This is a genomic window from Gardnerella sp. DNF00476 (assembly GCF_049262735.1).
Classification (GTDB): domain Bacteria; phylum Actinomycetota; class Actinomycetes; order Actinomycetales; family Bifidobacteriaceae; genus Bifidobacterium; species Bifidobacterium vaginale.
Genome location: NZ_CP058401.1, coordinates 1,499,148 through 1,513,967, shown reverse-complemented (window position 1 = coordinate 1,513,967; position 14,820 = coordinate 1,499,148). Strand labels below are relative to the sequence as shown.

Below are 14,820 nucleotides of genomic sequence, written 5' to 3'. Positions count from 1 at the left end.
GATTTTTATTTTTAGCGTGTTGCTTGTAATCAAGCCAAAATGCAAATAAATGTGTAAATATTTTTGAATTTTTGTTCATTTTTGTCCGATTATGAGAGAATACTTAGCTAAATGGTTAATTTCTTTGATACATGGAAAAAGAAAATCTGCACCATCAACATGGCTCTTATAGCAGTGTTGACTCTTCTAGCTTCCTTAATTGGTAGCTGGCTCAAGCAGTTCCCAGGCTTAAGCCTTTTGGGAGCGCTTATCATTGCGTTGCTTATTGGCATGGCCCTGCAGCTGCCTTTGCACGTATACAAATTGAATAATGATTCTAGAAGAGCTGGAGTTAAATCTTCTGCTGGTCTAATTGCAAATAAACTACTTCGACTAGGTATTATTTTGCTAGGCTTTAAGCTAAATTTGCACGTTCTATTTACTCAAGGTTTAAAGTGCCTACCAATCGCAGCTATACTCGTTGCTGTTATGGTTTGCGTTACTTATAACATTGCAAAACTTCTTAAAGTAAGTCCTCAGCTTGCAATGCTAACAGCAGGTGGAACAAGCATTTGCGGAGCGGCAGCTGTTATGGGCCTTTCTGGCTCCATGCCTGTACCTCCACAAGAAGAGGATGAAAAAGAACAAAACGAAGTTATGGCTGTTGCAACAGTCGCAATTATGGGCACAATCTACGCTTTGGCTGAAATTTTCATTCTCCCTCATTTCGGAATGACTAAGCAGCAGCTTGGAATCGCATCTGGCGCATCTCTTCACGAAATTGCACACGCTGTTGCAGCAGGCGGAGCTTTTGGGAGTATTGACGTTGCAACAATCATGAAGCTTACACGAGTTCTTATGCTTGTTCCTACATCAATCTTTATTGCAATTTGGTGGAATGCTCGTCACAGCCAAGTAGAAGATAACGGAAAACGCAAGATTAACTTCCCATGGTTTATGCTCGGTTTTATTGCAGCATCCGTTATTGGTACATATGTGCCTTTTGTTTCGTCTTACGCATCCCTACTTGTTGACGCAGGATACGTATTCCTAGGAATGGCAATGGCTGCTCTTGGAATCAACGTAAACTTTAGAGTTATATTTAAGCAAGGAAAAGCAGCGTTCTTGGCAAGCTTCTTGGCTTCTATAGTGCTAGTTGTGTTAGCTTGCGTTGCAAGTATTTTGTTCTTCTAAAAGAACAGACATTATAAAAGAAACAAGAGGATTCCCTTAGGGGAATCCTCTTTGCATATATAATCAATAAATATTTCAGTTATCCAATATGTACAGAAGTTCCATCTGGAATATACGAATAGAACCACTTAGAGTCAGGCACACTTAACCGAACACATCCATGAGACGCAGGAACACCCAGCTTTTGAGCCTCTGGAACAATATAATCACCAAAATTAAACCTGGTTGGCACAGAGTGGAATAAATATTCAGAACCTATAAAACCAACCCAATAGTCGCCACCCATCTTTTCTCTATCATTATAAAAATGGTCACCTCGTGCACCAATTTTATAATCACCTTTAGGAGTTGATTCATCCATTCCAGCGCTAACGATCATCGTATAAACAAGATTATTATTCGCATAAATATAAACACGTTGTTTTTTAAGGTCTACATTTACATGTAAATGATTTGCATCGACACCAGAAAGATTCGGATACTGACCTCCTGTAGGAATTTTCCATAAATCAGAAGATTTAATTATAGGATTATTTAAGTAATCTATCTTTATTTTAGATTTTTTATTACTTTTATTACTCTTATTGTTTTTGCGTTTTGAATAATAAGATTTTGTGTTATTAGAGATTCGACTATTTACTTCTTCAATAACATGAGATACTTGAAAACCAACAAAGCTGAAAAAGATTAAAATAACTAGAATAGTAGAAACGCGCTTATAGAAAATTTTGCGGTTTTCTGGAGATTTTAAGCTAATAATATATTTCACTAATCGCGCAATAAGTGACCTTAGAACGCTTTTTAAAGAATAAAATATATTCATAAAATCTCCATAAATAAACAAAATAAAAAGGCGCTACTTTGATACTATACTACAGTACCTAAGCAGCGCCGTCACACATTAATATGATTATTGTTTAGACAAATTGTTTAACTAATCACACATTAAACTTAAATTCAACAATATCTCCGTCTTGCATAACATAATCGCGGCCTTCAAGACGAAGCTTTCCTTCTTCCTTAATTTTAGCCATTGAGCCTTGAGCTTCAACAAAATCATCGTATGAAACAACTTCTGCTTTAATAAATCCACGCTCAAAATCAGTGTGGATAACGCCTGCAGCTTGCGGAGCTGTCCAACCCTTATGAATTTGCCATGCGTGAACTTCTTTAACGCCAGCCGTCAAATAGGTTTGAAGCCCTAGAATATCAAATCCGACTCGAGCAAGCTGATCCAATCCAGATTCTTGCAAGCCCGCATCAGCTAACATTTCTCGAGCATCTTCTTCATCAAGCTCAGTAAGCTCCGACTCAAATTGTGCGTTAAGGAAAATCGCCTTTGCAGGAGCTACAGATGCAGCTAGCTTAGACTTTAAAGAGTCATCCGAAAGCTCCGAATCGTCAACGTTAAACACGTAAATAAAAGGCTTAGCAGTAAGCAAGTGCAAATCATAAACGTCGTCTTTATTAATCAACTTCTCATTATGAGCCTGATCAATTGTCTTGCCAGATTCAAGAATTTCCTTAGCTTTATTTACAGCATTCACGTATTCTTGAGTAACTTTTTTACCACGTAAATCTTTTTCTAACTTTGGCAAAGCATTCTCGATTGTTTGCAAATCAGCAAGAATAAGCTCCGTGTTGATTGTGTCAATATCGTCTGCTGGATCTACCTTGCCATTAACATGCACAATGTCATCATCGTTAAATGCACGAACAACTTCGCAAATGGCATCTGCTTCACGAATATTAGCAAGAAACTTGTTGCCCAAGCCTTCGCCTTCGCTTGCACCCTTAACGATTCCTGCAATATCAACAAATGTAACGGTTGCTGGAACTATTTTCTCGGTTTTAACAAGCTTCGCTAAAACAGGCAAACGTTTGTCTGGCAAAGGCACAATACCAGTATTTGGTTCGATTGTTGCAAACGGATAATTTTCTGCTAAAACGTTATTTCTTGTTAGAGCATTAAACATAGTCGATTTACCAACGTTAGGTAAACCTACGATTCCAATTGTTAAAGACATAATTACCTACTTTAGACCAGCTAGAGGAATTGACGACTCTACTATACTCGTATTGTTTTATTTTTGTTGAATTGCATCAACCGCGCTAATAACATCTCCCCTAAAACCACACGATTCTAGCTTTGAAACACCTCGAATCGTAGTGCCGCCAGGAGAACATACAGCGTCTTTCATAACGCCTGGATGAATGCGAGTATCCATATACAGAGCACCGACTCCCTCAATCATCTTTGCAGCCAAACGATATGCGCAATCTCGCTTTAGACCATACTTTACGCCAGCATCCGCTAAAGCTTCCATGTACATAGCAGTAAAAGCCGGAGCACAACTAGAAACACACATTGCAATATTTATGTGCTCGCTATCTACTCGCTCGACTAAAGAAATCGGATTAAAAATCGCATTAAAAGCTTCTAGCTGACTATCGGTTAGCGTATTTTCGTCTTCTGCTAAAGTAACTCCTTGGCAAACTGCGATTGGCGTGTTTGGAATAATGCATTGCACGTTAGCATCTTTGCCAAGTAGATTCTGGTAATGCTTAAGACTCCAGCCTGCTGCAACGGATATGATTGCTATTTTTCTGTCCACAATAGTTTTTGCAATAGGATGCAGAACTTCTTCAATCTGATTTGGTTTTACAGCCAGAATTAAAATATCACTAGCATCACAAACTTCACACGCGCTTTTTAACGCTTTTACTCCAAATTTGCTCGTAGTATTAACAAGTTTTTCAAAGTGGGCTGCGCATGCAACCATATCTTTTCCTTGCAAAACATTAGCGCGAATCAAGCCTTGCGCAATCGCTTGAGCCATGTTTCCAAAGCCAATAAATCCAACGGTTCCAATTGAGTTAGAACTCATTAACAAATCTCCCTAATAAGTAAACAATAAACTAAACACTAACTTTTTATTAAGCATCTAATCATTTGTACATACAACTTGTATATCTAATCATTTGTTAGGTACTTTAATCAAAAGTTACTTATACGACTTATATCACTTATATATAGTCTCTAAATCTCCACGATTCTTTGCCTCTTCTAGCAAATGACGGAACACAAAGTCGCCATGAACACCATCGTGCTCAAACTCGTTAGTAGTCCAATAATGAGAGTTAGAAATATGAGACAAAGTGTCTAGCTGAAGACCAGAATCAACATACAAGTCATCGAAATAAACCGCTGCTTGCAAAGGAACTTCATTATTTGCGAGTTGATCTAAGTCGTAAATCTTGCCAAATTGCATATCGTTCATCATGCAATCAACAGCTGGCAAGAACGGTTGCAAAGCTTTTTGCTGATCAAACATCCACGGAAACACAGCTTCGCCAGTAAACAAAAGCGGACGCGCACTGCCAGCAAACTCTGGCATTGTTTCTCGAACTTGCTGAGCTGCCCAACGAATTGGATGATCTAATTCGCCATCCGCATAAATGAACTCTTGTAGTGGCCAATATAGCGGACTAGAAGATGTTGCATCCATAACGCCATAAAGAAACTCATCGCTTAAATAGCCATCTGCTGTTCCACCACCATGTTTAAACGCCTTAAGAGAGCCATCTCCATCCGAAAATGCAGAGTCAATAAGCCAATGAACTCTTTCAAAACTTGGCTTCATGCCAAAAGATGAACCAAGAGTCTGAAAGCGCTCAACCGTAAGCTTTTCGCCATTAGGCAAGAAAACATCTCCTTGAGAAATCCTATCTGCAATAGCTGCAGCGCGCGCAACATCCTGCGGATAACGCTCGTAGAATTGCTCAGTTTTTCTAGCCATACGCGGGAACGTGTGCTCGTAAACTTCTAGAGCATTAGCTGGAATGTGAGGAATACCGCCCGTTGTAAAGCTTGCAAGTAAGCCCTGTGGGAAAAGAGACAAATACGTAAGCGTTAAGAATCCACCATAACTTTGACCCAAAGAAACCCACGGCTTTGCATTAAACTCAGTTAAGCGCAAATGCTCAAAATCGCGAATAATAGAATCAGCTAAGAATCGCTTTAAATACCATGCTTGCCTCTCTACACTCACGCCGTCGTCTGCCATGCGCTTAATCGTAGAAGCATCTACTCTAGAAGAGCGCCCAACGCCACGCTGGTCTGGAAGAACAACACGAAAATGCTTAATTGCCTCTTGAATCCAACCATCGCTAGACGGCGAAAGCGGACGAGGGCACTGACCCCCTGGGCCTCCTTGCAAAAACACTAGCAAAGGCAAATCGTCATGCACATGTTCTGGAGCACAAATAACTCTGCAAAATAGGCGAATCGTCTCCCCTTTAATAGAATCGCCTGGAGTGTTTTGCTCCCAGTCTAAAGGAACATCGATTGCGCGCTCTTCTACATACAATCCTGGTACGTAATACTTTGCTAGCAGTGCCATTGTAAACATTCCTTTCTGCACTCGCATGCAACGTTGCAATAACAAATCACATACAAAAATACACACTCTTATATAAATAATACTAAAGTTCGATTGTTCTATAAAGTGCTGTGTACTAGCCTAGTAATTATGAAAATATCTCACACGTTTAACAGAGCTATACAACGCTTACGCACTGAGCTTACGCTAAACGATATATTGTGGGGCATTATTCCACTTATTCTTTTTACACTTTCAAGCAATCGGTATCCTATAAACAATGTTGACGGATTCTTGACGCAAAGTTCACTAATTACAACCTATCTTATAAATATTGTTGTTGCATCATTACTTTCAGTACGAAGAATATGGCCCGAACACACAGCTGTTATTTTTATTGTTGCATGCATTTTGCAAGTAATATTTGGCCCTACTCAACTTTTTGCTGATTTCTTTGGTTTTGTGCTGCTTGTTAATGCTATTGCTCGCGGAAATCCAGAACATTCAAAAGCTTTTGTTATTGCAGCTTACGTAACAACAGTATTATCTTGCGCAGCAATATCGTGGAATATTGTAATGGGGCCAATATATGGCATCAATCATTTAAAAGCTAGTTATTCTTGTAGTGTACAAAATATAAATAGCAGCAACATAAGAAACTGCTTTTCAAATGTACTTGATTTTGCAATTCCTTCCATAATTTTTGCGATTATTATTACTACAATTACGGTTATTATTGGCTACTGGCAGCGCACTCACGTGCATACTATTCAACTTTTACAAGAGAACAATAATGCTATTCGCGCGTACCGAAAGAAAGCTCAAAATATTGCTGTTACTGCAGAGCGCGCTAGAATCGCAAGAGATATGCACGATATTGTTGCTCACACGCTTTCTATTATTATTGTTCAAGCAGATGGTGGTCGTTATGCAGCAACCAAAGATATTTCGCTTGCTAAAAAAACAATGCATATTATTAAAAACGAAGCAGAGCGCGCCGTTCACGACATGCGTCGACTGCTAGAGGCTTTAACAGACGCTCCATCCGCTCAATTGGATTTTAATCACATACCTTCGCTTATTGAGCAAGCAAAAATTGCATCTCCTAATAACATTTTTTGGCACACTGTTGATGGCATAAATTCTCAAAATAGACTTAACACGGACGCACAAACCGTTGCATACCGCATTATTCAAGAATCTCTTACTAATATTCGGAAGCACGCAGGAAATGGCATTAAAATAAACATTCACGAACAGTGGAACGAACAAGGATTAACACTAAAAATCACAAACGAAGTACACAAGCTTGAAGCTAATCAAGAGCAAAATAGTGGTGTGCCACATAAAAATGGTTATGGATTAATTGGCATGAAAGAGCGCATTGAAAATCTTCATGGAACACTTGATTATGGAATACAAAACGATGGAACATTTAGTATTTCTGCTTTTATTCCATACTCTTACAGTACAGATCAATCAAACACTACTGCTTTTGCATTAAATAGTATTACTAACGCTACTTATAAGAACATAAAAGTTAATAATCCGTTATCAACGAAAGAAAAACCAGCAAATACAAGCAATAAAACCTCATCAGAAGTTTTGCCAGCAGCAAATAATTCACAAAATAGGATTGAGAAAGTATCACAATGGTTTGAACAACATTGGCTTATTGGCGATGTTATTTATGCATCGCCTTGGACTGTTCTAATGCTTTTTATACCAACTTACGATTTTACTGTTGGAACTGGAATGACTTCGCAATATTCAAGCTCGCTTTCATTACAAATACTTTATAGAGTATTTACTCTTACAACCATGGTGCCATTCATGTTTCGTAGAAAAGCTCCAACTACATGCGCAATTGTTGCAGCAGTATTTTCTGCAATACAGCTTATATGCTTGCCTAATATTTTATTTGCTAATTTCTTTATACCAACCATTGTTTATGCGGCTGTGCTCTATGGCAAAAAGCACGCATGGCAATGGGTTAGCGCAGTAGTGCTCGCCGAATCTGCTATTTTTGCTGTAAAAATTGGTGTTGCATCAAAAAATATTCCACAAAATGAAACTCCAATACGATTTTTTGCATCTAATGCGTACACAACTAATTTTTATGACATTATGCAAACGGCGTCCGTAGGATTAGTTTTTGGTTTTATAGTTGCGTTAATTTGTTTTACTGCTATTGCATTTGCTTATTACCGCAGAAACGATGATAATAATTTGCTGATTCTAAAAGCGCGCAGAACAGAATTAGAACAAGAACAAAAACAGCTAGAAGTACTTGCAGCAAATGCCGAAAGGCAGCGTATTAGCTCAAATATTCAGCAAAAAGTTGCTGTTACATTGCATAAAGTAATTTATGCTGCAAATAGTGGAATTGATATGCTAAATGAATACGAAAAATCAAATAGCAATGCAGAAAAGCTAAAGTCAACAAAACTAGAGCAAGAGACAAAGCAAGAACAAATTGAAGCGATTAGTACAGCTTTTAAAAACATTGGAGATGAAGGTCGCTCAGCACTTAGGTACATGCGAAAACTACTTGGAATTTTGCGAGAAACAGGCTCAAGCGTTAATTTGGCAAATAGTAGTGCGAATACAACTGAAATTGCAATTCGCCCTGCTGCCCCACTAGATGAACAAATTCAACACAACACATTAAATAAGCAACAGTAAGTTGATACTATGGAAAATATGGAAAACAATGGAGTAATTCGAGTCGCAATAGCAGACGATCAGGAGCTTGTGCGCGCAGGATTTGCTATGGTAATCAACTCGCAAAAAGATATGCAAGTTGTTGCGCAAGCAGCGAATGGCAATGAAATTGTGGATGTTGCGTTAAAGGAAAATCCAGACGTTATTTTGATGGACGTGCGCATGCCTAACATGGACGGTTTGGAAGCTACGCGCAAAATATTGCAAGAAGATGCTAATAGCAATACGCGCATTATTATTTTAACTACTTTTGATTTAGACGAATATGTTATGGCTGCGATTCATACGGGAGCATCGGGATTTTTGCTTAAAGATACAGAGCCAGAAACATTGCTTAATTCAATACGAACTGTGTATCAAGGAAACGCAATTATTGCTCCAACTGCTACAAAGCGCTTAATTGAGTCAATGATCTCTAAGCCTAACGATGAAGAAAAATCAAAAGAAGAGATTGCTACTAAAAACGAGCAAAGCGCAAACGCTTACAATTCTTGCTTAAATGATTTAACAGATCGCGAGCGCGAAGTTCTTGTAGAGATTGCTCACGGACTATCTAATCAAGAGATTGCTAATAAATTGTTTATTAGCTTGCCAACAGTTAAAACGCATGTTGCCCATATTTTGGGAAAAATCAAAGCAAGAGACCGCGTGCAGGCTGTTGTGTTTGCTTACGAGAACAGTCTTGTTTAATTATTCTTATAAAATAATGCGGCTGCAAAATCAATCTATTCTTCATTGAACGATCGAATTGCAACCGCATTTTAATTTTATTTATATTATTTGTGCTATTTATGTTCGCATTAAGCTATTTTAGCTATCTGTATTTGATTATCCGCAATCCTAAGTTTTATTTAGAAAAGCGAATTTTGCCACCGCGACTCATATAAATACCTGCAGCTGCAGAACCACCGATTGCCATTGTGCCTACAACAGCGCCAGCAACTACAAGATTATTGTTGTTCGATGGTGCTTTTGAGTTATCGCTTTTAGCTTCAGATAACTTATCGGATTCTTCAACAGCTTTGGAATCTTCTTTTACATCTTCATTTTCTGTATTTTCGTCTTTTTTATTTTCTTCATTATTTTTAGCATCGATCTTTTCGCTACTAGAAGCGTTATTTGCTTCTGATTCTGCTGGATGAGATACCGGCGATGCTGGCTGCGCTGCAACTGGTGCAGGCGATGCAGCATGTGTAGCAGGTGCAACAGAAGCTGCAGGAGTGCTCACATTTGTGGAAGCAGCAGTAACATCTGACGCAGTAGAAACAGTAGATGCATTTTGTGAGTTTTCAACAGAAGCCGCAGGAGTTTCCTTGGATGTAGCATTCTGTGGAACAACTTTTGGTTCAGAAACTGGAGCAAATGGTGTTACAGAGTATTCTGCTGGGCGTGCTGCTACAGATGAAGAAGGAGTCGATTCAGCTTCAACACTCTTCGCTTTAGATTTCTTAGATTCTAATGATTCTACTTGCGAAGATCTATATTCAGAAGATGCAAATTTATTATCTGAAGACCGCGAATCAACTTTAGAATCCTTCGGTTTAGTCTGCACAGAATCTTTTTCTTGTACAGCTTTTTCTTCAGTAACAGAAGATTCTGGCTTAACAGGCGCATTTGAATCTACAATCGCATTGTGGGTATTCGATTGAGATTGCTCAGTTTGCTCAACCTCTTTAGACTGTTCCTTCTTATCTTGGACTTCTTGCTGAGCTTCTTGCTGAGCTTCTTGCTCATTAAGATCATTAATATTTACATTGAATTCATTTATAAGTTTTTGTTCTACTTCTGCGATTTGTCGCAAAGTATTTTGCATAAATCTAGTTGATTTCTCTACATTTTCTTTTGCTGACTCTATAGGTCCATGATTATTGTTAAAAGTATCTAAATACTTTCTACGTTTATCTCTTAAACCATTCAACTCCTTATTTATAGTCTCAAAATCTTCATCACTAGCTTTGTCTAAATCATCTTCTAACTTTATAATTTTATCTTCAACTTTATTATATTCTTCCAAAATAGCATTATTTGAGTTGAATAAATTGTTATACTCAGATTCTGCTTTCTTTAAATCTTTATTATACTTTTTAAGATTTTCTTTATACTGCTTACGACTAGCAAGTAAATCTTCCTTCGTAGCAGGAGGTTGATTGGAACCACCCAAATCTAATTGTCCAAGTGACTTGAAATCAGAATCAGATGCTTGTGTTACATCACTATTTACAGCATCACTAGCCCACGCTGGCATTGGGCTTTGCATTAATAACAACACGATTCCTGCAATCACTGCGGCAGATTTTTTATTGACCGTTACCATATTCTTCTACTCCTTGCTCGTAGCGGCCTCATATTTAATTTATGCTTATGTCAGCAGTCAACCAAAGAGCATAACAGAGAAATAAATAAGATTCCAACGTCAAATAATCGAAAAATTTTTCGATTAACTTGTTATAACAAATATTTAATACTTAATTTTTTCGATTTTCCCGATAAAAATATAAATCCGTGTTAATAATATCTAAACAATTGTATTTTATGCATAAAATTTATTTATTTTTTTGATGTACATCACATTATTTTTTCTGCGTGTCGCACGTTATGTAGAAAAAAATAATGCTGATGCACAACTACACCAGCATTATTTCTGTTTTTATAATTAATTTAATATATGTTATAACAACATATAGTTTATTCTTCTGCGAGCGCAACTACTGGCGATGACTTCACTGCTCTACGAGCTGGAAGCACGCTAGAAAGAAGAGCTGCAAGTAAAGCGATTAGAGCAAGAACCGCGTAAATAGTCCAATCAATTACAAACGGAACTTTGCCAATTGCGCTAAACACCATGTAGGATCCAATCCATCCAAACGCTGTTCCAACAATCAAGCCAGAAACAGTGCTTGTTAGGGAAATCAACGTTGCTTCCAACGCAAGAGATCTTCTAACCTGTCCTCTTGTCATGCCTATTGCGCGCAAAGTTGCAGATTCTTTAGTGCGCTCAATAACAGACAAGCTTAATGTGTTTGCGACGCCTATTAAAGCAATCACAACAGCTACTGCTATTAAGCCAACAAGCAACATCATCATTACGTCGATAGCACTCTCCCACTGCGCTCGCTGGAACACGCTTCCAGCAGCCATAACCTCCGCATAGCTAGATGTAATATTTCGAATATTTTTAACAATATCTACAAGATTAGCTTTGCTAGAGTCTACCGAAATAAGCAAAATATGCGTTGTAGGCTTAAGGTAGTTATTGAAGTAAGATTTGCTAACAAAAGCAGTATTCCTTGAATATATATTAACATTCCTATACTTCTTAAACTGAACTTGCTTTACAGTAATGCTCTTATCGTTATTAGTAGGGTCTGTATTCATTCCGGTAAATGGCGTAATATTATCACTGTCTGTTTCACCAGAACTGTACTTTTCTACGTAAGCTTGCAGATTAAGGTTTCCTTTTTTAAGCTCAAAAGGTTCTCCACCTTCTTCATTAAACTTAGGCAAAAGCACAGAATCTTTGTTTATATTAACGCCATCAAGATTTGTGTGCATTACATTTTTAAGTTGATCTATATTATCAACTCCAGCTGCCATAGCATACTCAGTTTTGCCCTTAGCATTCTTAAAAGTCATAGGAACTGCAGGAAGCAACTCAGTATGCTTTATTCCACTAATCTTTGAAATATCAGCAGCTAGAGATTCATCAACATTCTTGCCTTGAATAATAATGTCAACACTGTAACGGTCATCAACAACACCTTTAAGAGTTGCTTTACCACATATTGCGCCCGTTACTACTGTAGAAACAAGCGTTACGCCAATAAGCAAAGCTGTTCCAGTTGCTGCAACTCTTCTAGGATTTCTTTGCACGTTTGCATTAGCAACTTTAGATGCAGGCCCACAAAGTGCCATGATTGCTCCAGTTGCTTTCATAGCAAACGGCATCCAGAATATGGCTGTCATAATAATGCCAATAAAAACAAGCGCACAACCAAACATTGCTCCAAGCAAAGTCATCCAAGAGTCAGAACCAGCATTAGGTGACTTCCCAGCAATCATACTCGCTAAAGAAGTAGCACTTAAAGCAGTAGCTAAAATACCTACAACAATAAACAGAACGCCAAAAACAGCGCGAATAATGCTTGCACGCTTATCTTTAATCAAATCCATTGGTCGTAGCGCTTCCATAGGCGTTACTTTTGTAGCAGATCGCGCAGCACTCATAGACGCAAGAACTGTTACAATCGTGCCAATTGCTATTGGCCACACAATTGCCGGAAGTGAAACAATCAAAGGAATCTTAGATAACGGTCCAGAATTAATATTCACGTTACTAATTGCGCCCATAAATCCGATTGCGCAAAGCACACCAACAGCCGCGGAAATAACTCCAAGTATTGCAGCTTCAAGCAAAACTGCAGCATAAAGCTGGTGAGATTGTGCGCCAATTACGCGCAAAAGCGCAAGAGTTCGTCTGCGTTGAGCAACCAGCACTTGGAATGTGTTTGCTATAACAAGCGAAGAAATAAGCAACGCTAGAATACCAAAAGATAGCAAAAACATAGTCACAAAATTAGTGCCGTTAGACACATTTCGAACAGATCTCACACCAACTTCGTGCCTAGACATAAGAGAGAATCTCGAAGGAAGCAAAGCGTTAATCTTAGGAGATAAATCGTTTATTTTAGATTCATCAATACTCATGTACACTTTGCTTTGCACAACTTGATTGTCAAAATTCTCAATATTTTCGAGTTTTGCACAAAAATCGTTCGTTATGCCACCAAGATACGTGCCGCGATTTGAAAATGGTATTTGAGAATGTTCTCCATCGTCAACAAGACCAACCACACGAACATCGTACGATTTTTCTTTATCTCCGCCAGTGTCATCTACTTTAACCAAAGTTATAGTATCGCCAATATTTGCATGTATTGATTTAGCAATACTTTTAATAAGCGTGATTTCGCCTATTTCTTGCGGATCTCTACCTTCTGTTGATTTATACACAGGAAGATTTCCATACAAACCATTAGACCAAGCAATACTCGTAACTGATTTATCACCTTTTTCTACTCTTACAAGCGCAGTAGCATCGTCACTACGAATACCGTTAACACCAGGCATCTTCGATATTTCGTCTAAATGAAGATCTTTATAATGAATTTCACTACTCGGAGAACTGTTAGGATTCCTAAATGAGATTGCATAATTTGCGCTACCGAATTCATTTGTTGCGTTTCGAACCATCAAGTCATCAACGCTGTTTGCAAAAAGCAAAGTAGCGCTCATAAACATGCTGCCTATAAGAATTGCAATTCCAGAGGCGATTAGCATGCGCACGCTTTTACGCATAAGTTTTAGTGCGATTTTCCACATTCTAAGTTCACCACCTTTTATTGCAATTGAGCAGGCTGATTATTAACGCCAGCCTCGCTACGCTCCATAAGCATCTTGCTCATTCCTTCTGCAGTAGGATTTTGCACGTCTTCAACGATTTGACCATCTGCAAACACGATTGCTCGATCCGCGTAAGACGCTGCAACAGCGTCGTGAGTAACCATAATCACAGTTTGACCAAGCTCCGTTACAGACTTCTTCAAGAAATGCAAAACTTCCAAGCTGGAAGCAGAGTCGAGATTGCCAGTAGGCTCGTCTGCAAAAACTACGGAAGGCTTAGAGATTAAAGCTCGAGCAATTGCAACGCGTTGACGCTGACCACCAGAAAGCTCAGCAGGCCTATGCTTTAAACGATCTTGCAAGCCAAGAGTATTAACCAAAGTATTAAACCATTGCTTATCTGGCTTTTTGCCTGCCAAAGTAAGAGGCATAAGAATATTTTGCTCAGCGCTAAACATTGGAAGAAGATTAAAACTTTGGAAAATAAAACCAACCATCTCGCGGCGCATAAGCGTAAGTTGCTTATCACTCATGCCTGTAATATCTAGGCCGTCAACCAAAACTTTTCCAGAATTAACGCTGTCAAGACCAGCCAAAGAATGCATTAAAGTTGACTTTCCAGAACCCGAAGGACCCATAATCGCAGTAAACTTGCCGCGCTCGAAACTAACGCTTACATCTCGCAAAGCGTGAACAATGCCTGCACCCTTGCCAAAATCTTTAACAACATGCAAAGCTGCAACCGCAGTCTCGCCAATCAAACCTTCTTGAGCGGAATAATTCATTTGCGTAAAACGCGTATCTTGACTATTTTCAACACTCATTTTGCACCTCGCTTACTTTTGCAGTTCCTTACAAGTATTGGAATTACCTTACAATTACAATTTACGGGATTAAAAACGCATTCTCTATAGTGCGTAAGGCTGATATTCTCATTGAAATAATAGGAATTTTGATATTAAATTTTGATATAAAAATGCTCTTATATAAAATCGTCATACTTTAGTATGAGAAGCTTGCATAAGATTGTTAATGCTACAAGCTCAAATTTGCATTTCAAGCGATTAGTTAATGCAAAATAAGTCAATTTGGCAACTACAACACCATCAATTAAAGAATTTTTCTTAACATGATTAATATT

At 38.3% G+C, this 14,820-nt stretch carries 10 protein-coding genes; 3 read left to right on the top strand and 7 right to left on the bottom strand.

The window, feature by feature from the left end; genetic code table 11:
* Positions 1 to 111 precede the first annotated feature (111 nt).
* Positions 112 to 1,173 carry a YeiH family protein gene (locus HXT25_RS06060; protein WP_422118810.1) on the top strand — a complete coding sequence of 354 codons (1,062 nt, stop codon included), beginning with the start codon at positions 112 to 114 and terminating at the stop codon, positions 1,171 to 1,173.
* Between the two features lie 79 nt (positions 1,174 to 1,252).
* Here HXT25_RS06060 and HXT25_RS06055 read toward each other — a convergent pair whose 3' ends face one another.
* The 4 genes from HXT25_RS06055 to HXT25_RS06040 form a co-directional block, all read right to left on the bottom strand.
* Positions 1,253 to 1,996 (bottom strand): L,D-transpeptidase, encoded by a 744-nt coding sequence (locus tag HXT25_RS06055; protein WP_415681170.1) that lies wholly within the window; start codon positions 1,994 to 1,996, stop codon positions 1,253 to 1,255.
* A 115-nt stretch (positions 1,997 to 2,111) separates the two neighbouring features.
* Entirely contained in the window at positions 2,112 to 3,200 is a 1,089-nt protein-coding gene (gene ychF, locus HXT25_RS06050; protein ID WP_004111854.1) for a redox-regulated ATPase YchF, read from the bottom strand.
* 57 nt (positions 3,201 to 3,257) lie between these two features.
* A complete protein-coding gene (gene proC, locus HXT25_RS06045; RefSeq protein ID WP_004115289.1) occupies positions 3,258 to 4,061 on the bottom strand; it encodes a pyrroline-5-carboxylate reductase in 804 nt (267 codons plus the stop codon).
* Between the two features lie 135 nt (positions 4,062 to 4,196).
* Positions 4,197 to 5,576, bottom strand: a complete 1,380-nt coding sequence (locus HXT25_RS06040; RefSeq protein ID WP_004111864.1) for an alpha/beta fold hydrolase — start codon at positions 5,574 to 5,576, stop codon at positions 4,197 to 4,199.
* 129 nt (positions 5,577 to 5,705) lie between these two features.
* Between HXT25_RS06040 and HXT25_RS06035 the strand changes: the two genes are divergently transcribed.
* Both HXT25_RS06035 and HXT25_RS06030 read left to right on the top strand, forming a co-directional pair.
* Entirely contained in the window at positions 5,706 to 8,240 is a 2,535-nt protein-coding gene (locus HXT25_RS06035; protein ID WP_422118809.1) for a DUF7134 domain-containing protein, read from the top strand.
* Between the two features lie 9 nt (positions 8,241 to 8,249).
* Entirely contained in the window at positions 8,250 to 8,969 is a 720-nt protein-coding gene (locus tag HXT25_RS06030) for a response regulator (RefSeq protein ID WP_422118808.1), read from the top strand.
* A 157-nt stretch (positions 8,970 to 9,126) separates the two neighbouring features.
* Here the strand turns inward: HXT25_RS06030 and HXT25_RS06025 are convergent, their stop codons facing one another.
* The 3 genes from HXT25_RS06025 to HXT25_RS06015 form a co-directional block, all read right to left on the bottom strand.
* On the bottom strand, positions 9,127 to 10,593 hold the full coding sequence (locus HXT25_RS06025; protein ID WP_422118807.1) for a conjugal transfer protein: 1,467 nt from the start codon (positions 10,591 to 10,593) through the stop codon (positions 9,127 to 9,129).
* Positions 10,594 to 10,964: 371 nt separating this feature from the next.
* Positions 10,965 to 13,658: an ABC transporter permease gene (locus HXT25_RS06020; protein WP_422118806.1), complete on the bottom strand. Its 2,694-nt coding sequence runs from the start codon at positions 13,656 to 13,658 to the stop codon at positions 10,965 to 10,967.
* Between the two features lie 17 nt (positions 13,659 to 13,675).
* Positions 13,676 to 14,503, bottom strand: a complete 828-nt coding sequence (locus tag HXT25_RS06015) for an ABC transporter ATP-binding protein (RefSeq protein WP_004111879.1) — start codon at positions 14,501 to 14,503, stop codon at positions 13,676 to 13,678.
* Positions 14,504 to 14,820 lie beyond the last annotated feature (317 nt).

Excerpts from the sequence above, each read along its gene's own strand:
- HXT25_RS06040 (WP_004111864.1), bottom strand. The coding sequence starts at position 5,576 with ATGGCACTGCTAGCAAAGTATTACGTACCAGGATTGTATGTAGAAGAG.
- HXT25_RS06030 (WP_422118808.1), top strand. The coding sequence starts at position 8,250 with ATGGAAAATATGGAAAACAATGGAGTAATTCGAGTCGCAATAGCAGAC.
- HXT25_RS06020 (WP_422118806.1), bottom strand. The coding sequence starts at position 13,658 with ATGTGGAAAATCGCACTAAAACTTATGCGTAAAAGCGTGCGCATGCTA.
- HXT25_RS06055 (WP_415681170.1), bottom strand. The coding sequence starts at position 1,996 with ATGAATATATTTTATTCTTTAAAAAGCGTTCTAAGGTCACTTATTGCG.
- proC (WP_004115289.1), bottom strand. The coding sequence starts at position 4,061 with ATGAGTTCTAACTCAATTGGAACCGTTGGATTTATTGGCTTTGGAAAC.
- HXT25_RS06015 (WP_004111879.1), bottom strand. The coding sequence starts at position 14,503 with ATGAGTGTTGAAAATAGTCAAGATACGCGTTTTACGCAAATGAATTAT.
- HXT25_RS06035 (WP_422118809.1), top strand. The coding sequence starts at position 5,706 with ATGAAAATATCTCACACGTTTAACAGAGCTATACAACGCTTACGCACT.
- ychF (WP_004111854.1), bottom strand. The coding sequence starts at position 3,200 with ATGTCTTTAACAATTGGAATCGTAGGTTTACCTAACGTTGGTAAATCG.
- HXT25_RS06025 (WP_422118807.1), bottom strand. The coding sequence starts at position 10,593 with ATGGTAACGGTCAATAAAAAATCTGCCGCAGTGATTGCAGGAATCGTG.
- HXT25_RS06060 (WP_422118810.1), top strand. The coding sequence starts at position 112 with ATGGTTAATTTCTTTGATACATGGAAAAAGAAAATCTGCACCATCAAC.